This is a genomic window from Franzmannia pantelleriensis, assembly GCF_900102875.1.
In the GTDB taxonomy this organism is placed as follows: Bacteria; Pseudomonadota; Gammaproteobacteria; order Pseudomonadales; family Halomonadaceae; genus Franzmannia; species Franzmannia pantelleriensis.
On sequence record NZ_FNGH01000017.1, the window covers coordinates 35,567 to 53,856 of the forward strand.

At 65.7% G+C, this 18,290-nt stretch carries 14 protein-coding genes; all 14 read left to right on the forward strand.

What is annotated here, in order from left to right:
• Positions 1 to 78 precede the first annotated feature (78 nt).
• Positions 79 to 1,299 carry an imidazolonepropionase gene (hutI, locus tag BLT16_RS18260; protein ID WP_089660191.1) on the forward strand — a complete coding sequence of 407 codons (1,221 nt, stop codon included), beginning with the start codon at positions 79 to 81 and terminating at the stop codon, positions 1,297 to 1,299.
• Complete coding sequence (hutG, locus tag BLT16_RS18265) at positions 1,292 to 2,236, forward strand: formimidoylglutamase (protein WP_089660193.1); 945 nt, start codon at positions 1,292 to 1,294, stop codon at positions 2,234 to 2,236. Before hutI ends, hutG begins: the two co-directional genes overlap by 8 nt.
• Before the next feature lie 18 nt (positions 2,237 to 2,254).
• On the forward strand, positions 2,255 to 3,943 hold the full coding sequence (gene hutU / locus BLT16_RS18270) for a urocanate hydratase (protein WP_089660195.1): 1,689 nt from the start codon (positions 2,255 to 2,257) through the stop codon (positions 3,941 to 3,943).
• A 223-nt stretch (positions 3,944 to 4,166) separates the two neighbouring features.
• A complete protein-coding gene (gene hutH, locus BLT16_RS18275) occupies positions 4,167 to 5,714 on the forward strand; it encodes a histidine ammonia-lyase (RefSeq protein ID WP_089660196.1) in 1,548 nt (515 codons plus the stop codon).
• A gap of 90 nt (positions 5,715 to 5,804) precedes the next feature.
• The gene (locus tag BLT16_RS18280) at positions 5,805 to 7,151 is read left to right on the forward strand and encodes a Na+/H+ antiporter family protein (protein WP_089660199.1); all 1,347 of its coding nucleotides are present in this window, start codon (positions 5,805 to 5,807) and stop codon (positions 7,149 to 7,151) included.
• 134 nt (positions 7,152 to 7,285) lie between these two features.
• The gene (locus tag BLT16_RS18285; RefSeq protein ID WP_089660200.1) at positions 7,286 to 10,039 is read left to right on the forward strand and encodes a cation-transporting P-type ATPase; all 2,754 of its coding nucleotides are present in this window, start codon (positions 7,286 to 7,288) and stop codon (positions 10,037 to 10,039) included.
• 96 nt (positions 10,040 to 10,135) lie between these two features.
• Positions 10,136 to 12,022 carry a putative bifunctional diguanylate cyclase/phosphodiesterase gene (locus BLT16_RS18290; protein ID WP_089660202.1) on the forward strand — a complete coding sequence of 629 codons (1,887 nt, stop codon included), beginning with the start codon at positions 10,136 to 10,138 and terminating at the stop codon, positions 12,020 to 12,022.
• Positions 12,023 to 12,231: 209 nt separating this feature from the next.
• The gene (locus BLT16_RS18295; RefSeq protein WP_089660204.1) at positions 12,232 to 12,897 is read left to right on the forward strand and encodes an ABC transporter permease; all 666 of its coding nucleotides are present in this window, start codon (positions 12,232 to 12,234) and stop codon (positions 12,895 to 12,897) included.
• Between the two features lie 36 nt (positions 12,898 to 12,933).
• Positions 12,934 to 14,085, forward strand: coding sequence for an ABC transporter ATP-binding protein (locus BLT16_RS18300; protein WP_089660206.1), 1,152 nt, complete (start codon positions 12,934 to 12,936; stop codon positions 14,083 to 14,085).
• A 4-nt stretch (positions 14,086 to 14,089) separates the two neighbouring features.
• The gene (locus BLT16_RS18305) at positions 14,090 to 14,821 is read left to right on the forward strand and encodes an ABC transporter permease (protein WP_089660208.1); all 732 of its coding nucleotides are present in this window, start codon (positions 14,090 to 14,092) and stop codon (positions 14,819 to 14,821) included.
• A 43-nt stretch (positions 14,822 to 14,864) separates the two neighbouring features.
• Positions 14,865 to 15,746 carry a glycine betaine ABC transporter substrate-binding protein gene (locus BLT16_RS18310; protein WP_089660209.1) on the forward strand — a complete coding sequence of 294 codons (882 nt, stop codon included), beginning with the start codon at positions 14,865 to 14,867 and terminating at the stop codon, positions 15,744 to 15,746.
• Between the two features lie 116 nt (positions 15,747 to 15,862).
• On the forward strand, positions 15,863 to 16,717 hold the full coding sequence (locus BLT16_RS18315; protein WP_089660211.1) for a nitrilase-related carbon-nitrogen hydrolase: 855 nt from the start codon (positions 15,863 to 15,865) through the stop codon (positions 16,715 to 16,717).
• A gap of 122 nt (positions 16,718 to 16,839) precedes the next feature.
• Complete coding sequence (locus BLT16_RS18320) at positions 16,840 to 17,238, forward strand: PA2779 family protein (protein WP_089660280.1); 399 nt, start codon at positions 16,840 to 16,842, stop codon at positions 17,236 to 17,238.
• Between the two features lie 9 nt (positions 17,239 to 17,247).
• Positions 17,248 to 18,231: a PA2778 family cysteine peptidase gene (locus tag BLT16_RS18325; protein ID WP_089660214.1), complete on the forward strand. Its 984-nt coding sequence runs from the start codon at positions 17,248 to 17,250 to the stop codon at positions 18,229 to 18,231.
• The last annotated feature ends 59 nt before the right edge of the window (positions 18,232 to 18,290 follow it).

An 18,290-nucleotide genomic window follows, 5' to 3' on the forward strand; every position in this document is an offset into this window, starting at 1 on the left:
TACCAACACCGCACTTGACGCCGCTTCCGGGCTCGGCTAAATGTATATACAAATACAGCATCCCATCAGGAGGCCAACATGCCAGCGCACCCGACCAACGCCCTGCTGTGGCGCGACGTCACGCTCTTCGACGGCCATCGCACCCACCCCGAGCCAATGGCGGTAATTGTCGAGGGCAAGCGTATCGCCCAGGTGATGCCAATGGCCCAGGCGGACGATGCACGGCTTGCCGCGTGCCGCGAAATGGCCCGCGGCGGTGTCATGACCCCCGGCCTGGTGGACTGCCATACCCACCTGGTCTTCGGCGGCTCGCGAGCCGATGAGTTTGAGCAGCGCCTCGAAGGGGTCAGCTATGAGGAGATCGCCCGCCGCGGCGGCGGCATCCTCAGCACCGTCAACGCCACCCGCGCGGCCAGCGAGGATGAACTCTTCGCCGCCGCGCTGCCGCGCCTAGAAGCACTGATGGCCGAGGGCGTGACCACAGTGGAGATCAAGTCCGGCTACGGCCTCAACGTGGATGATGAGCTGAAGATGCTGCGCGTGGCGCGTCGCCTGGGCGAGGCGCTGCCGGTGCGAGTGGTCACCACCCTGCTCGGCGCCCACGCCCTGCCACCGGAGTACAAGCACGATAGCGACGGCTATATCCGCCTGGTCTGCGAGGAGATGATCCCCGCCGCCGTCGCCGAGGGCCTGGCCGACGCCGTCGACGTGTTCTGCGAGAAGATCGCCTTCTCGGTGGCCCAGTGCGAGCGGGTCTTCGCCGCCGCCAAGGCCCATGGCCTGCCGATCAAGGCCCACGCCGAGCAGCTCTCCAACCTCGGCGGCAGCGCCGCCGCGGCGCGCTTCGGCGCCCTCTCCACCGACCATATCGAATACCTCGACGAGGCCGGCGTGGCCGCGCTGCGCGAGGCCGGTAGCGTCGCCGTGCTGCTGCCTGGAGCCTTCCATACCCTGCGCGAGACCCAGCTGCCGCCCATCGAGGCACTGCGCCGCGCCGGGGTACCCATGGCCGTGGCCACCGACGCCAACCCGGGCAGCTCACCGATCTTTGACCCGACGCTGATGCTCAACTTTGCCTGCACCCTGTTCCGCCTCACGCCTCAGGAAGCGCTGGCCGGGATGACTGCCCACGGTGCCCAGGCGCTGGGACTCGCCGCACAAGGCCTCGGCCGCATCCAGGCCGACGCCCCGGCGGATCTGTGCCTGTGGGACGCCGACACCCCGGCGGCCCTCGCCTATGCCGTGCAGCCGGGACGCCTGCGCCAGCGGATCTTTAACGGAGCGCTTGGTCATGACTAATCCCATCGATATGTCGGCCTGGGCCGGCCGCGAGGACCCCGAGGCCGACAGCCTGCGTTGGCATCAAGCGATCCAGCCACTGATGCCGGACAGCCCACCTGGCGTGGCCCTGCTGGGTTTCGCCTGCGATGCCGGCGTGGCACGCAACAAGGGGCGTATCGGCGCCGCCAAGGGGCCTCGTGCACTACGCCGCGCCCTGGCGTCACTGGCCTGGCACCGCCAGGCGCCGGCCTATGACGCCGGCGACGTGACCTGCCACGGCGATACCGACATGGAAGCCGCCCAGGCACGACTCGCCGAGCGGCTAGCTGCCCTGATCGCGGCAGGCCAGCGCCCCATTGCCCTCGGCGGCGGGCACGAGATCGCCTTTGCCAGCTGGTCCGGGCTGGCCCGCCACCTCGACGCCAGCGGCGAAGACAAGCCGCGGGTCGGCATCATCAATCTCGATGCCCACCTCGACCTGCGCTACCCGGCGCATGTGCGCTCCTCCGGCACGCCTTTCGCGCAGATCGCCGAGGCCTGCGAAGCACGCGGCTGGCCGTTCCGCTATGCCTGCCTGGGGGTGAGCCGCGCCGCCAATACCCGGGCGCTGTTCAACCGCGCTCGGGAACTGGGCGTGCTGGTGCGCGAAGACCGTGAGATCGATGCCAAGAGGCTGGATGCCGTGGTCAGGGACCTGCAGCGCTTTATGGCGCGCTGCGACCACCTCTACCTGACCATCGACCTCGACGTGCTGCCCGCCGCCGAAGCTCCCGGGGTCAGCGCCCCGGCAGCCCGCGGCGTATCGCTAGCCCTGCTCGAGCCGCTGATCGAGGAAGTGCGCGACAGCGGCAAGCTGCGCCTCGCGGACCTCGCCGAGCTCAACCCCGACCACGATATCGACGAGCGCACCGCCCGCGTGGCGGCGCGCCTGATCCATCAACTGACACTGGACTGACGTCCCCAGGAGCCCAACATGAACAGCCATCAGCCCCTAGACCCGCGCCACGACGCCAGCCGTCGGATCGCCGCCCCCACCGGCAGCGAACTGAGCTGCAAGAGCTGGCTCACCGAAGCCCCCATGCGCATGCTGATGAACAACCTTCATCCGGATGTGGCCGAGCGCCCCGAGGACCTGGTGGTCTACGGCGGCATCGGCCGCGCCGCCCGCGACTGGCAGTGCTACGACACCATCGTCGCGACCCTCCAGCGCCTCGAAGACAACCAGTCGCTGCTGATCCAGTCCGGCAAGCCGGTGGGGGTGTTCGAGACCCACAAGGACGCCCCGCGGGTGCTGATCGCCAACTCCAACCTGGTGCCGGCCTGGGCCAACTGGGAGCACTTCAACGAGCTGGATAAGCAGGGCCTGATGATGTATGGCCAGATGACCGCCGGCTCGTGGATCTATATCGGCTCCCAGGGCATCGTCCAGGGCACCTACGAAACCTTCGTCGAAGCCGGGCGCCAGCACTATGACGGCAAGTTGGCCGGCCGCTGGATCCTCACCGCCGGCCTCGGCGGCATGGGTGGCGCCCAGCCGCTGGCGGCGACCCTGGCCGGGGCCTGCTCGCTGAACATCGAGTGCCAGCAGACCAGCATCGACTTCCGCCTGCGCACCCGCTACCTCGACGAGCAGGCCGACGACCTCGACGACGCACTTGCGCGCATCGAGCGCTACACCGCCGAGGGCAAAGCGGTTTCCATCGGCCTGTGTGCCAACGCCGCCGATATCCTGCCGGAGCTGGCCAAGCGTGGCGTGAAACCCGACATGGTCACCGACCAGACCAGCGCCCACGACCCGCTGCACGGCTACCTGCCCGCCGGCTGGAGCTGGGACGAATACGTGGCCCGCGGCAAGCGCGAGCCCGCCGCGGTGGTCAAGGCCGCCAAGCAGTCCATGGCGGTGCACGTGCAGGCCATGCTCGACTTCCAGAAGATGGGCGTGCCGACCTTCGACTACGGCAACAATATCCGCCAGATGGCCCAGGAAGAGGGCGTGGATAACGCCTTCGACTTCCCCGGTTTCGTGCCGGCCTATATCCGCCCGCTGTTCTGCCAGGGCATCGGCCCGTTCCGTTGGGTGGCGCTCTCCGGCGACCCGGAGGACATCTATAAGACCGACCAGAAGGTCAAGGAGCTGATCCCCGACGACCCGCACCTGCACAACTGGTTGGATATGGCCCGTGAGCGGATCTCGTTCCAGGGGCTGCCGGCACGGATCTGCTGGGTCGGCCTCAAGGATCGCGCCCGCCTCGGCCAGGCCTTCAACGAGATGGTCGCCAATGGCGAACTCAAGGCGCCCATCGTGATCGGCCGCGACCACCTCGACTCCGGCTCGGTGGCCAGCCCCAACCGCGAGACCGAAGCGATGATGGACGGCTCCGACGCCGTCTCCGACTGGCCGCTGCTCAACGCCCTGCTCAACACCGCCGGCGGCGCCACCTGGGTCTCGCTGCACCACGGCGGCGGCGTCGGCATGGGCTATTCACAGCACGCCGGGGTGGTGATCGTCGCCGACGGCAGCGATGACGCCCACGCCCGCCTCGGCCGAGTGCTGCGCAACGACCCGGGCACCGGGGTGATGCGCCACGCCGACGCCGGCTACGATATCGCCAAGCAGTCCGCCCGCGACAACGGCCTCGACCTGCCGATGCTGGATAAGTAAGCGCGCCTCGACGTGCGACGCGATGAGCGCCGGGGATAAGGCGAAGCGAGGGTTTTTTGCCATGGATGGCAAAAGTAGCGCCCAGGGATGGGTTTACAGCGCCCTCGCGGAGGCTTGTTACCGGCAAAGCTCATCGCTTCAGCTGCCAACGCCTGATGCGCTGAGCACCGGAACAGCTCCTAACCAGTCAGCAAAGAACGCACCTTTAAAAGAGATTCACCGCATGCCACATCTCGAGATCCAACCCGGCAAGATGACCCTGGCCCAGGCTCGCCAGGTCTTCGAGGCGCCCATCCAGGTGAGCCTGCCCGAAAGCGCCAATGCCGCGATGCAGCAAGGCGTCGACTGCGTCAACCAGGTGGTTGCCGAAGACCGCACCGTCTACGGCATCAACACCGGCTTCGGCCTGCTGGCCCAGACCCGCATCGCCCATGAGCACCTCGAAGACCTACAGCGCTCGCTGGTGCTGTCGCATGCCACCGGCGTCGGCGAGCCCATGGACGACGCCCTGGTGCGGCTGATCATGGTGCTCAAGGTCAACAGCCTGGCCCGCGGCTACTCCGGCATTCGCCGCGAGGTGCTGGATGGCCTGATCGCCTTGATCAACGCCGAGGTCTACCCGCATATCCCGCTCAAGGGCTCGGTGGGTGCCTCCGGCGACCTGGCCCCACTTGCGCATATGAGCGTGGTACTGCTCGGTGAAGGCAAGGCCCGCCATAACGGTGAATGGCTGCCCGCCCGCCAGGCGCTTGAGATTGCCGAGCTGCAGCCGATCGCGCTGGCCCCCAAGGAGGGCCTGGCGCTGCTCAACGGCACCCAGGTCTCCAGCGCCTATGCGCTGAAGGGGCTATTCGACGCCGAAGACCTCTACGCCGCCGCCACGGTCTGCGGTGCGCTGACCGTCGAGGCCACGCTCAGCTCGCGCTCGCCCTTCGACCCGCGCATACACGAGGTCCGCGGCCAGCAGGGCCAGATCGATGCCGCCGCCGCCTACCGCCACCTGCTCGGCGAACGCAGCGCGATCAGCGACACCCATATCGATTGCGACAAGGTGCAGGACCCTTACTCGCTGCGCTGCCAGCCCCAGGTGATGGGGGCCTGCCTGACTCAGCTGCGCCAGGCCGCCGAGGTGCTGGCCGTCGAGGTCAATGCGGTGTCCGACAACCCGCTGGTATTCGCCGAAGCAGGCGACATCATCTCCGGCGGCAACTTCCACGCCGAGCCGGTGGCCATGGCCGCCGACAACCTGGCACTGGCCATCGCCGAGATCGGCTCGCTGACCGAGCGGCGCGTCTCGCTGATGATGGACAAGCATATGTCGCAGCTGCCACCGTTCCTGGTCGAGAACGGCGGCATCAACTCCGGCTTCATGATCGCCCAGGTGACGGCGGCGGCCCTGGCCAGCGAGAACAAGGCGCTGGCGCACCCGCACAGCGTCGACAGCCTGCCCACTTCGGCCAACCAGGAGGACCACGTTTCCATGGCGCCGGCGGCCGGCAAACGGCTATGGGAGATGGCCGACAACGTGCGCGGGATACTCGCCATCGAGTGGCTAGCGGCCTGTCAGGGCCTCGACTTCCGGGTCCAGGACGGCGAGCGGCTGACCAGCACCGCGGCGCTGGAGCAGGCCCGCAGCAGCCTGCGCGAACGCGTCGCCTACTATGCCAAGGATCGCTTCTTCGGCCCCGACATCGAGGCCGCCAGCGAGCTGCTGGCAGCGCGCACCTTGAGCCCGCTGGTGCCCGCCGGTATGCTGCCCAGCGCTCGCTGAGGCAGCCGGCGCTGGCGCCCGTTTACCCCCGCGGCGCGCAGCCGCGGGGGCATCACCACCCCTGCATTAATCCAACCACAAGAGTGCTACATGAATGCCATCGTGCTGGCCATCCTGGTGATGGTCTCCCTGAGTCTTGCCCGGGTTTCCGTGGTCTTCGCGCTGATCGTCGCCACCCTTGTCGGCGGGCTGTTCGCCGGCATGCCGCTGGGCGAGATCCTCGACGCCTTCAACGACGGGCTGGGTAACGGCGCTACCATCGCCCTCTCCTACGCCGTGCTCGGCGCCTTCGCCGTAGCGCTGTCGCGCTCGGGGATCACCGAGCTGCTGGCCAACCGTGCCATCGCCGGCCTCAACCTCGACAGCGACGGTGCCAATCGTCGCCTGGTGGCCTACACCCTGTTGGCGGCGCTGCTTGCCGCCGCGGTCAGTTCGCAGAACCTGATCCCGGTGCATATCGCCTTCATCCCGGTGCTGGTGCCGCCGTTGCTCAAGCTGATGAACCATCTAAACCTCGACCGCCGGGTGGCGGCCTGCGTAATCACCTTCGGCATCACCGCACCCTATATGCTGCTGCCGGTGGGCTTTGGGGCGATCTTCCTCAACGATATTCTGCTCGCCAACCTAAATGAGAGCGGTGCCGAACTGGGCCTCGAGGTGACCCGTGGCATGGTGCCGATGGCAATGGTCATTCCCATCGGCGGCATGGCACTGGGCTTGGCCGTGGCGGTACTGTTCAGCTACCGCAAGGGGCGCCGCTACGAAGACCGTGACCTGGCCCACGGCGACGAGACGCCCGCCGAAGCGGCACGCCATCTGGCGCCCTGGCAGAAGGCCGTGCTGGCCGCCTCGCTGGTCGGCACGGTGGCCGTACAGCTGCTGACCGGCTCGATGGTACTGGGGGGGATCTTCGGCTTCGCCCTGCTGTCGGTGAGCGGGGTCTTCCGCTGGCACGAACAGGACGGCATTTTCACCGAAGGCATGCGCATGATGGCGCTGGTCGGCTTCATCATGATCTCGGCGGCGGGCTTCGCCAGCGTGATGCAGGCCAGCGGCGAGGTCGAAGGCCTGGTGGCCGGCTCCGCCGAATTGATCGGCGATAACAAGGGACTGGCCGCGCTGGTCATGCTGCTGGTGGGGCTATTCATCACCATGGGCATCGGCTCGTCATTCTCGACCATCCCCATCATCGCCTCGCTCTACGTACCGCTGGCGCTGGGCTTCGGCTTCTCGCCGATGGCCACCATCGCGCTGGTGGGCACCGCCGCGGCCCTGGGTGATGCCGGCTCGCCGGCCTCGGACTCTACGCTGGGCCCTACCGCCGGACTCAACGCCGACGGCCAGCACGATCATATCTGGGACACCGTAGTGCCGACCTTCCTGCACTACAATATTCCGCTGATCGCCTTTGGCTGGATCGCCGCCATGATCCTGTAGCGTGCATCACGCGAGCCCCAGTTGCGGCCACTTCACCGTGCGGGTCATCGATGGCTGGCTTGATATGGATCACTGCAGCGCAGCATTGTCTATGCTACACCTGCGTATCATCGATTCCCGACAAGGAGGCCAGGATGCCTGACCAGCCGTCGTCCCGTTCTGCTAGTGAAGCCAACACCGCCTGGCACGCGCTTTCTGCTGCCGATGCACTGAACGAGCTCGATAGCCAGGCCGAGGGGCTCAGCGACGCCGAGGCCGAGCAACGCCTCGTGCGCTATGGCCGCAACCGGCTGCAGCAGTCCGAGGGGCGCCCTTGGTGGCGGCGTCTGCTCGAACAGTTCAACAACATCCTGATGATGATCCTGCTGGTGGCGGCGGTCGCCAGCCTGGGACTCGGTCATACCCTCGACGCCGCAGCAATCGTTGGCGTTGTGGTCATCATCGCGCTGATCGGCTTCGTCCAGGAAGGCAAGGCCGAGCAGGCGCTGGACAGTATCCGCAACATGCTCTCGCCCCAGGCCAAGGTATTGCGCAACGGCCAGCGTCAGACCATCGACGCCGAGGCGCTGGTGCCCGGGGATATCGTGATGGTCGAGAGCGGCGACCGGGTGCCCGCCGATCTGCGCCTGATCGAGGCCAAGCGGCTACGTACCGAGGAAGCGGCACTGACCGGTGAATCAACCCCAGTCGACAAGCAGCTCGAGCCGGTCGAGAGCGACAGTGAGCTCGGCGATCGCACCGCCATGGCCTACGCCAGCACCATCGTCGTCCAGGGCACCGCGCGGGGGCTGGTGGTGGAAACCGGCACGCGCAGCGAAATCGGCCGCATTTCGGAAATGCTGCGCGGCGTTGAGCAGCTCAAGACCCCGCTGCTGCGCCAGATCGACCGCGCCGGCCGGGTGCTGGCCATGTTCATCCTCGGCGCGGCGCTGTTCACCGGGCTCTTCGGCATGCTGGTCCACGACCAGCCGCTGGGCGAGATGTTCATGGCCGCGGTGGGCCTGGCGGTGGCCGCCATTCCCGAGGGGCTGCCGGCCATCGTCACCATTGGCCTCGCGCTCGGCGTGCAGGCCATGGCCAAGCGCAACGCCATCATCCGCCGGCTGCCGGCGGTGGAAACCCTGGGCTCGATTTCGACGATCTTCTCCGACAAGACCGGCACACTGACCCGCAACGAGATGACCGCCCAGGCGATCTGGCTACCCGAAGGCGAGATCCGCATCGACGGCGTCGGCTTCGACCCTGAAGGCGCGTTTCACCGCGTGGACCACGACCAAGCCAGCGAGGCTGGTCTCGATCTCGATGAGCAGCCGGCACTGCGTCACTTCCTCAAGGTGGGGGTACTGTGCAACGACGCCGAGTTGGCCAAGGAAAATGGCCGCTGGGTGATCCACGGCGATCCCACCGAAGGTGCGCTGGTGGTCGCCGCGGCCAAGGCCGGCCTCGACGCCCGCGAGCTGCGCGGTGACCACGACCGACACGATGCCATCCCCTTCGAGTCCGAGCGCAAGTACATGGCCACCCTGCACGAGCTCGACGATGAACCGCGGCTATTGGTCAAGGGTGCACCGGACCGCTTGCTGGAGATGTGCCACCGTCAGCGCGGTGCTGACGGTGACAGTGTCGAACTCGACGTGGAGGCCTGGGAGAACCGCATCCACGCGCTATCCGCCCGCGGCCTGCGGGTACTGGCGCTGGCCGAGAAGACACTGCATGCCGTCGATGAACTGGCCGATGAGCACGCCGAGGAGGAGCTGGTGCTGCTGGGGCTGGTGGGGCTGCTCGACCCACCCCGCGACGAGGCGATTCGCGCCGTCAAGCAGTGCCTGGCGGCCGGCATCCGCCCGGTCATGGTCACCGGCGACCACGCCGTAACCGCCCGCGCCATCGCCCAGCAGCTGGGCTTTGCCCACACGGAGCGAGCGCTGACCGGCCGCGAGGTCGAGGCGATGTCGGACGCCGAGCTGGAGGACTGTATCCTCGAGGTCGACGTTTTCGCCCGCGCCGCCCCCGAACACAAGCTGCGCCTGGTCAAGGCGATGCAGGCCCGCGGTGGCATCTGTGCGATGACCGGCGACGGCGTCAATGACGGCCCGGCGCTAAAGCGCGCCGATGTTGGCGTGGCGATGGGCATTCAGGGCACCGAGGCGGCCAAGGAGGCCGCCGAGATGGTGCTCGCCGACGATAACTTTGCCACCATCGCCGGTGCCATCGAGGAGGGTCGCAAAGTCTACGACAATATTCGCAAGACCATTACCTTCCTGCTGCCCACCAACGGCGGCCAGGGCCTGGCGATCATGCTCGCGGTGCTGGCCGGCACCCTGCTACCGGTCACCCCACTGCAGGCGCTGTGGGTCAATATGGTGGTGGCGGTGACCTTGGGTCTGGCGCTGGCCTTCGAGGACGCCGAGCCGGATATCATGCAACGCCAGCCGCGGGATGCCGACGCTGCTCTGCTCGATATGTTCCTGCTGTGGCGGGTGGTGTTCGTCTCGGTCCTGCTGCTGATCGGCGTGTTCGGCATGTTCAGCTGGATCCTCAGCCAGGGCGGCAGCGAGGCGCTGGCGCGCAGCGGAGCGGTCAATATTCTGGTCACCGGCAGCGCCGCTTACCTGATCAACAGCCGCTATCTGATCAACAGCTCACTCTCCTGGGAAGGTGTCTTCGGCAGCCGGCCGGTATGGATCGCCATCGCCCTGGTGATGCTGCTGCAGCTGGCCTGGACCTACCTGCCGTTCATGCAGGTGATCTTCGGCAGCGCCGCGCTGGGGGTGGACCACTGGTTGATGATCGTCGCTGCCAGTGCAGCACTGTTCCTGATTGTCGAGCTGGAGAAATGGGTGCTGCGCCGTCGCGAGCAACACACTCAACCGGCTGAAGCGAGTTGACCACCGTTCGGTGACAGAAGTGCTACTGTTAGAATAACGAAACGCTTATAGACTTCAGCGATCGCGACAACAACAGAGCAGGGAGAGTCAGCGTCAATGAGCGCTAACGCGACGGACCGAGAAGTCACCCGACGCGGCAACATCATCCAGGCAATGCACTTTGCCACCGACCGGCTGCTACACGCTGGCAATGGCAGTGACGCCTTGAATGCGGTGCTGGCGCGCCTAGGTGACGCCATGGGCGTTAGTCGGGTGTACGTGTTCGATCTAGAGCGTGATGCACAGCTGGGCTGGCTGGCCAGCCAGCGTCTGGAATGGGTGTCTGACGGCGTAGCCCTGGAGATAGATAATGCCACGCTGCCGTATAGGTCGCTCGAGGCGCTCGGAGACGGCCGCTGGACACGCCATTTCGAGCAGGGCCAGGCGATCGCTGGGCGGGTTCGCGACATGCCAGCCTCAGAGCAGGCCTTGCTCTCCCCGCAGGGAATCTTGTCGCTAGCGGTCATGCCGATCCATGTCGACGATACCCTGTGGGGCTTCATCGCCCTTGACGACACCCAAACGGAGCGCGAGTGGTCAGACATCGAGCTCGACGCGCTGCAGATGGTCGGCGACGTACTCGGCGCCGGCATGGCCACTCGCCATGTTCGCCAACGGCTCAACGAGCTGGCCTACTACGACTCTCTCACCGGTCTACCCAATCGCACGCTGTTTCTTGAGCGTGCTAGCCACGCCCAGCATCGCGCCAAGCGTTTTGGACGCAACCTGGCGGTGCTGCTGCTCGACCTCGACCGCTTCAAGGTGATCAACGAGACCCTCGGTCATCGCCACGGCGACGACCTGCTTCGCCAGGTCAGCCAGCGACTGCTGAAAGGGCTGCGTGCCAGCGATACCGTAGCCCGTTTGGGCGGTGACGAGTTCGCGATCCTGCTCGAGGATCTGGTGATACCCCAGGATGCCATGATCATTGCCGGCAAACTGCTCAGCCATTTCAAGCGGCCCTTTGCCCTCGGCGACCAGACGCCGTTCGTGACCACCAGCCTGGGCATCAGCGTGTATCCCAGCGACGCTCACGACATCGGCGAACTGCTCGAGTACGCCGAGGCCGCGATGTATCGTGCCAAAGCTCGCGGCCGCAATTGCTTCGACTTCTACACCACCGAGCTGACGGCCGCCGCCCAGGCACAGTTAATGCTCGAAACCGAGCTACGCTATGCGCTGGAACGCAACGAGTTCGTGGTCCATTACCAGCCGATCGTGGCCACCACCAGCGGTGGCATCGTCGGCGCCGAGGCGCTAGTGCGCTGGCAGCACCCCGTTCGCGGTCTCATCGCGCCTGGGCTGTTTCTGGATGCCGCCGAGAATAGCGGTTTGATCGGCGAGATCAGCCAGTGGGTGCTGGAACATGCCTGTGCCCAGCTCGTAGCCTGGCAGTCTCAAGGCCTGCACCTCGAGCGGCTGGCGGTCAATCTGGCCGGCGCCCAGATCGACAGCGGTCGGCTGGTAACATCAGTCAATCATGTGCTGAACTGCAGCGGGCTGAGCCCACAGCGGCTCGAGCTCGAGGTCACCGAGACCTTCATCATGCAACACGCCAAGCGTGCCATCGATGCGCTTGGCCAGCTCAAGAAGCAGGGCATCAGCCTGTCCATTGACGACTTCGGCACCGGTTACTCGTCGCTCAGCTACCTCAAACGGTTGCCGATTCACAAGCTCAAGATCGACCGCAGCTTCGTGCACGACATCCCCGGCGATGCCAACGACGCCGCCATTGCCAGTGCGATCATTGCCTTGGCCCACAGCATGGGCCTGACGGTGACCGCCGAAGGCGTCGAGACTCCCGAGCAACTCGGCTTCCTGCGCGTCGAGGGCTGTGACGAGATCCAGGGCTACCTGATCAGCCACCCACTGCCAGCCGAGGACTTCGCCCGCCTGCTCACGGGCCCGGCACCACTGGCCCCCGCCCCACCGCCGGCGGTCTAGCAGCATTATTCATGATTGCAATTTGAAATCGTTATTCATTTTCAAAACAAATAGATACCCGCCTTTGCTAGACTCATGTCATCCCGACGCGATCTGCCCTGCCTCGAGTTAGACGACTCATCAGTGAGCCGCTACATGCTGCGTGTGTGATGACATCAGGGACATCCATCGCATCGACCTGCGTCGCCCCCCACAGGAGGAACCGCCGCGTGGAGCTTATTCAATACGCGTTCGACAATATCGACCTGCTGGCCAGCCGGACCCTCGAACATATCGCCCTGGTCGGCGTAGCCGTAGGCCTGGCGACTCTCACCGGCGTCCCCATCGGCATCGCCATCACCCGCAACGAACGCCTGGCGCGCAGCGTGCTCTACGCCGCCTCGATCATCATCACCATCCCGTCCATCGCCCTGTTCGGCATCATGATCCCGATTCTTTCGCTGATTGGCCACGGCATCGGCTATGTGCCAGCAGTGATCGCGGTACTGCTCTATTCGCAGCTACCGATCATCCGTAACACCTATACCGCCATCAACAACGTCAATCCGGCGCTTCGCGAGGCCGCCCGCGGCATCGGCATGAGCCCCAACCAGCGCCTGCGCATGGTCGAAATCCCACTGGCAGTGCCGGTGATCATGGCCGGCGTACGCACCGCCGTGGTGCTCAACATCGGGGTGATGGCGATTGCCGCCTATATCGGCGCCGGCGGCCTGGGTACCTTTATCAGCCGAGGCATCTCGCAGTCCGACCCGCGCCAGCTGATCGTAGGTGCAGTGGCCGTGAGCCTGCTGGCGATCATCGTCGACTACTCTCTGCTGGCGCTGCAGAAGCGCCTGACGCCCAAGGGGATGGAGCGCGCGGCGTCCACCGCCTGAGCCCCTGCGCCACTGCCACCAGACAAGGATAACCGCATGATTCGACTCGACAGCCTGACCAAGGTCTTCGATACGCCCAAGGGAGCGGTGGTCGCCGCCGATCATATCAGCATGGAAGTGCCCGCCGGAGAGATCTGCATCCTGCTTGGCCCCTCCGGCTGCGGCAAGACCACCACGCTGAAGATGATCAACCGCATCGTGCGGCCGACCTCGGGCAAGGTGTTCATCAACGGCGATGACACTACCGGCATGGACACCCAGACCCTGCGCCGCAACATCGGCTACGTGATCCAGCAGATCGGGCTGTTCCCCAACATGACCATCGAGGAGAACATCACCGTGGTGCCGCGCCTGCTGGGCTGGGACAAGGCCCGTTACCGCGAACGCGCCCGTGAGTTGATGGCGATGATCGCCCTGGAGCCCGACGCCTTTCTCAAGCGCTACCCCAGCGAACTCTCCGGCGGCCAGCAGCAGCGTATCGGCGTGGCCCGCGCACTGGCCGCCGATCCGCCCGTCATGCTGATGGACGAACCCTTCGGTGCCATCGACCCGATCAACCGCGCGGTGATTCAGGATGAGTTCCTGAAGATGCAGCAGGCGCTTAACAAGACCATCATGTTCGTCAGCCACGACATCGACGAGGCGATCAAGATGGGCGATCGCATCGCGATCTTCCGCGAGGGGCGACTGGTGCAGTACGACACCCCGGACGACCTGCTCACCGCCCCCAAGGATGCCTTTGTCGAATCCTTCCTCGGCGAGGATCGCGCGCTGAAGCGCCTCAACCTGGTCAAGGTACGCGAGATCGTCTCCGATGAAATCGGCAGCGTCACCCCAAGCGACACCCTGGAAACCGCCCTGGCGCGCATCGACGACTTCGGCTACTCCAACGCCATCCTGATGGTCAATGACAAGCGCCAGCCGGCCGGCATCGTCAGCCGCTCGGTAGCCCGCACCACCAAGGGTTACTGTCGCGATCACTTCCAGAGCGTGCCCGCCGCGGTGCATCTCGACGACGACCTGCGCAAGGTCGCCTCGCTGATGTTCGCCCACGACATCACCTGGCTACCCTGCGTGGATGACGACGGCCGTGTCTGCGGCCAGATCACCCAGCGCGCCATCACCAGCCACCTGGGCTCGCGCTATCGCGCACGTCAGGCCGCCGACGCCACCGCTGCGAAGGAGTGAGCCGATGCCCATCCAGAGCATGAAAGGAGCCCTGCGCGCGCTGCTGCTGGTAGCGGTCTTCGCCGCCGGGGTGTGGAGCCACTCGAGCGGTTTGATCGATGACTTTCTGTGGCATCTGCCCGACGTCCAGTACCTTGCCGTTGAACACCTGTGGCTGACCGCAATCTCCGGCAGCCTGGCAATCGGCGTGGCGATTCCACTCGGCATTCTGCTGTCGCGGCCCTCGATGGCACGCTGGGCGGAAAGCCTGATGCAGGTGCTCAACGTCGGCACCACCATCCCCACGCTGGCGGTACTGGCCCTGTCGATGAGCTTTCTGGGCATCGGCACCGTGCCGGCCATATTCGGGCTGTTCGTTGCCACCCTGCTGCCTATCGCCCGCAACACCTACGCCGGTCTCAAGGGCGTATCGCCGGCGCTGATGGAGGCCGCCGCCGGCATCGGCATGTCACCGACACAGCGGCTGTTTCGGGTCGAACTGCCCAACGCCCTGTATGTGATCTTCGCCGGGATTCGCACGGCGCTTGCCATCAATATCGGCACCGTACCGCTGGCATTTTTGATCGGTGCCGGTGGCCTCGGCGAGCTGATCTTCACCGGTATCGATCTCTACGACCCGGTGATGATGCTGTCCGGAGCCATTCCCACGGCGCTGCTGGCGATCCTCGTCGACGCACTGATCGCCACCATCGCTTTCTTTATCGTGCCGCGGGGCGTCAACCCTGCACGCCAATGACAACATCGCTAACGACAACATCCCTGATGCAAGGAGAACGACCATGAAACAGTTCGTCTCAATCCTCTCTGGCCTGGCCCTGGCAGCCGCCAGTACCGCTGCAACCGCTGCCGACCTGTCGGTGGGTGGCAAGAACTTCACCGAGCAGCAGATCATCGCCAGCATGACCAGCCAGTACCTGGAAGCGCTCGGCTACGACGTCGACAACCGCGCTGGAATGGGGTCGGCGGTGCTGCGTCAGGCCCAGGAGAACGGCCAGATCGACCTCTACTGGGAGTACACCGGCACCTCGCTGATCACCTATAACGACATCAGCGAGCGCCTGGATCCCGAAGAGACCTACGCCCGGGTCAAGGAGCTCGATGCCGAGGTCGGCCTGGTGTGGCTCGAGCCGTCTGATGCCAACAACACCTACGGCCTGGCAATGCGCGAGGACGACGCCGAGGAGCGCGGCATCGTGACCATTTCCGACCTGGCCGCGGCGATCAACGACGGCGAGGCGCTGACCCTGGCCTCCAACGCCGAGTTCTATGCCCGCGATGACGGCCTGCGCCCGCTGCAGGAGATGTATGAGTTCGAGTTCGGTCGCCGCAACGTCAGCCGTATGGACACCGGCCTCACCTACCCGGCGCTGCGCGACGGCGAGGTCGACGTCTCGGTGGTGTTCGCCACCGACGGACGTATTCCGGCCTTTGACCTGCGCGTGCTGGAGGACGACCTCGAATACTTCCCGGCCTACGCCCTGACCCCGGTCATCCGCGAGGAAACCCTCGAAGCGTTCCCCGAGCTCGAAGAGCAGCTCAACGCCCTGTCGGCGCTGCTCGACGATGAAACCATGGCCGAACTCAACGCCCGCGTCGACGTCGAGCGCGAGACCATCGAGCGCGTCGCCGAAGCCTTCCTCGAAGAGCACGACCTGCTGTAGGGCTGCCCTTCAGCTCGCTGCCCAGGGCTGGCACACTGTCGCCATGCCTACCAAGAGGCCGCCTGCGGGCGGCCTCTTTGGGTCGTGCACCGTCGGTTCCATCTGAGTGACCTCTCATGCTCAATCACGATCATCTCCACGTTGCCGCCGCCCAGCTCGACTGCCGCCTCGGCGATATCGACGCCAACCTCGCCCGCCACCGCCCGCTGATCGATGCGGCACGCACCAGCGGCTGCGAGCTGCTGGTGTTTCCCGAGCTGTCGCTGACCGGCTATGGCCTCGGGCCGGGCGTGCTGGAGGTTGCCATGCACGCCAGCGACCCGCGCCTGACCGAGCTGGCCCAGGCCTGCGGCGGGATGCGTACCCTGGTGGGGTTCGTCGAGGAGGCAAGCCCCGGCGAGTGCTATAACGCCATGGCCGTGCTCCATGACGGCGCAGTGCAGGCGGTACACCGCAAGCTCAACCTGCCCAGTTACGGCGGCCTGGAGGAGGGCAAGTGGTTCACTCCCGGACGCCAGCTGACCACCTTCAACGTGCGCGGTGGATGGACGGCCAGCACGCTGATCTGCGCCGATCTGTGGAATCCGGCGCTGGTGCACGCTGCGCTGCTGGGTCGCCCGGAGGTACTCTGCGCGCCGATCAACTCGGCCAGCGGCATCGTCAGCCAGGCGTTCTCCAACGAGCACAACTGGACCACCAATCTTCAGTTCTATGCCATGACCTACGGCACCCCGATGATCATGGCCAATCGCCTTGGCATGGAGCATGGCAGCCACTTCTGGGGCGGTTCGCGGATTCTCGGCCCGCGTGGCGAAACACTGAGCGCCGCCGGGGACGATGAAGCCCTGCTCCAGGCCCGGCTCTCACGACGCGCGATTGCCGAGGCACGCTTCGAGTTGCCCACCCATCGCGATGCCGACACGCCGCTGATTCGCCAGCTGCTTGACAAAGAGTTGACAAAAAATGCATGAAAATCATCGCTATCTCACTCTATACTGAAACAGCATCGCCGTATGCATGGATGCCAAGACGCAAGACTCAAGGATCATCAAGAAGCCGGAAGCCACTCCCAAAAGAAAGGAACCACCCCATGATGAAGAAGCTCTCTCGAGTCCTCAGCCCGCTGTTGATCGCCTTTCTGGTACTCGGCAGCTTTTCGGTAGCCGCCGCGCCACAACCCGCGCCCTCCGGTTCGCTGGTCTCCACTCAGGATGCCCTGAGCGCCGACCAGGTCAGCGCCGACCGCGAGCGCATCAACGAGATGCTGTCGCGCCAGGACGTGCAGGATCAGTTGGTCGCCCAGGGTGTCGATCCGGCCGACGTCGAAGCTCGCGTTGCCGCGCTGTCCGACGCCGAAGTGCGCCAGATGGCCGAACAGCTCGACGACCTGCCGGCCGGTGCCAGCGTGGTCGGGGCACTGGTCTTCATCTTCGTACTGCTGCTGGTCACCGATCTGCTCGGCCTGACCAACGTCTTCCCGTTCACGCGTTGAGGCAATCGCATGTCTCATCTGCTTGAACGGCATGCGCCGCGACAGCAGTCAGAACGGCAAGCATGGAACGCCCGCACAGCGGGCGTTCTGCTGTTGATGGCTGCCTTTCTGCTGCTCAGCGGCTGCGCCACCAGCCCGCGCCTGGCCAGTCCCGGTGACATGGGAATTGCCGAGCGCACCTACATCGATGGCGTGCCCTTCCATGCCCAGCGCGACTACCAGTGCGGCCCGGCCTCGCTGGCCATGGTGCTCAACCATTCCGATGTCGATGTCAGCGTTGACACCCTGATTCCCCAAGTCTTCCTGCCCAACCGCGACGGCAGCGTACAGCCCGAGATGCAAGCCACCGTGCGCCGCTACGACCGCGTCAGCTTCGTGCTCGACGGCAACTTCTCGTCGCTGCTCAAAGAGCTCGACGCCGGTCATCCGGTGGTGGTGATGCAGAACCTGTCGCTACCGCTTTGGCCAATGTGGCACTACGCGGTAGCCATCGGCTACGACCTCGACGAACAGCTGATGACGCTGCACAGCGGCGAAGAAGCCAACCGCCAGGAATCGTTCCGTCGCTTCGATGCCACCTGGGCACGCAGCGAGCGCTGGTCGATGGTCGCGCTTCCCCCCGGCGAGCTGCCGGTGAGTGTCGGGCCACGCCGGGCCATGGACGCGATCGCCTCCTTCGAACAGGCCAACGATGCCGAGGCCGCGCTGCCCGCCTGGCACGCCGTGACCGAGCGCTGGCCGCAGGACGCCATGGCCTGGTTCGCGCTGGGTAATGCCGAATACAGCGTCGGGCACCCCGAGGCCGCCGCCGAGGCCTTTCAGCATGCCACTGACCAGCAGCCAGACATGGCTGTGGCCTGGCTCAACCTGGGCCTGACCCTCGAAGGTCTTGCGCGACGCGATGAGGCGCGCCTGGCGTTGCAGCAGGCCGCTGCCCTGCCCAGCCGCTGGCAGGACGACGCCGATCAGGCCCTGCGCCGCTTCAGCGACTAACCTTTCCTACACCCTTCAGCCACGCTCCCCCGCAAGCGAGCGTGCCACTCAGGAGATTC

Excerpts from the sequence above, each read along its gene's own strand:
- hutI (WP_089660191.1), top strand. The coding sequence starts at position 79 with ATGCCAGCGCACCCGACCAACGCCCTGCTGTGGCGCGACGTCACGCTC.
- hutG (WP_089660193.1), top strand. The coding sequence starts at position 1,292 with ATGACTAATCCCATCGATATGTCGGCCTGGGCCGGCCGCGAGGACCCC.
- hutU (WP_089660195.1), top strand. The coding sequence starts at position 2,255 with ATGAACAGCCATCAGCCCCTAGACCCGCGCCACGACGCCAGCCGTCGG.
- hutH (WP_089660196.1), top strand. The coding sequence starts at position 4,167 with ATGCCACATCTCGAGATCCAACCCGGCAAGATGACCCTGGCCCAGGCT.
- BLT16_RS18280 (WP_089660199.1), top strand. The coding sequence starts at position 5,805 with ATGAATGCCATCGTGCTGGCCATCCTGGTGATGGTCTCCCTGAGTCTT.
- BLT16_RS18285 (WP_089660200.1), top strand. The coding sequence starts at position 7,286 with ATGCCTGACCAGCCGTCGTCCCGTTCTGCTAGTGAAGCCAACACCGCC.
- BLT16_RS18290 (WP_089660202.1), top strand. The coding sequence starts at position 10,136 with ATGAGCGCTAACGCGACGGACCGAGAAGTCACCCGACGCGGCAACATC.
- BLT16_RS18300 (WP_089660206.1), top strand. The coding sequence starts at position 12,934 with ATGATTCGACTCGACAGCCTGACCAAGGTCTTCGATACGCCCAAGGGA.
- BLT16_RS18305 (WP_089660208.1), top strand. The coding sequence starts at position 14,090 with ATGCCCATCCAGAGCATGAAAGGAGCCCTGCGCGCGCTGCTGCTGGTA.
- BLT16_RS18310 (WP_089660209.1), top strand. The coding sequence starts at position 14,865 with ATGAAACAGTTCGTCTCAATCCTCTCTGGCCTGGCCCTGGCAGCCGCC.
- BLT16_RS18315 (WP_089660211.1), top strand. The coding sequence starts at position 15,863 with ATGCTCAATCACGATCATCTCCACGTTGCCGCCGCCCAGCTCGACTGC.
- BLT16_RS18320 (WP_089660280.1), top strand. The coding sequence starts at position 16,840 with ATGAAGAAGCTCTCTCGAGTCCTCAGCCCGCTGTTGATCGCCTTTCTG.
- BLT16_RS18325 (WP_089660214.1), top strand. The coding sequence starts at position 17,248 with ATGTCTCATCTGCTTGAACGGCATGCGCCGCGACAGCAGTCAGAACGG.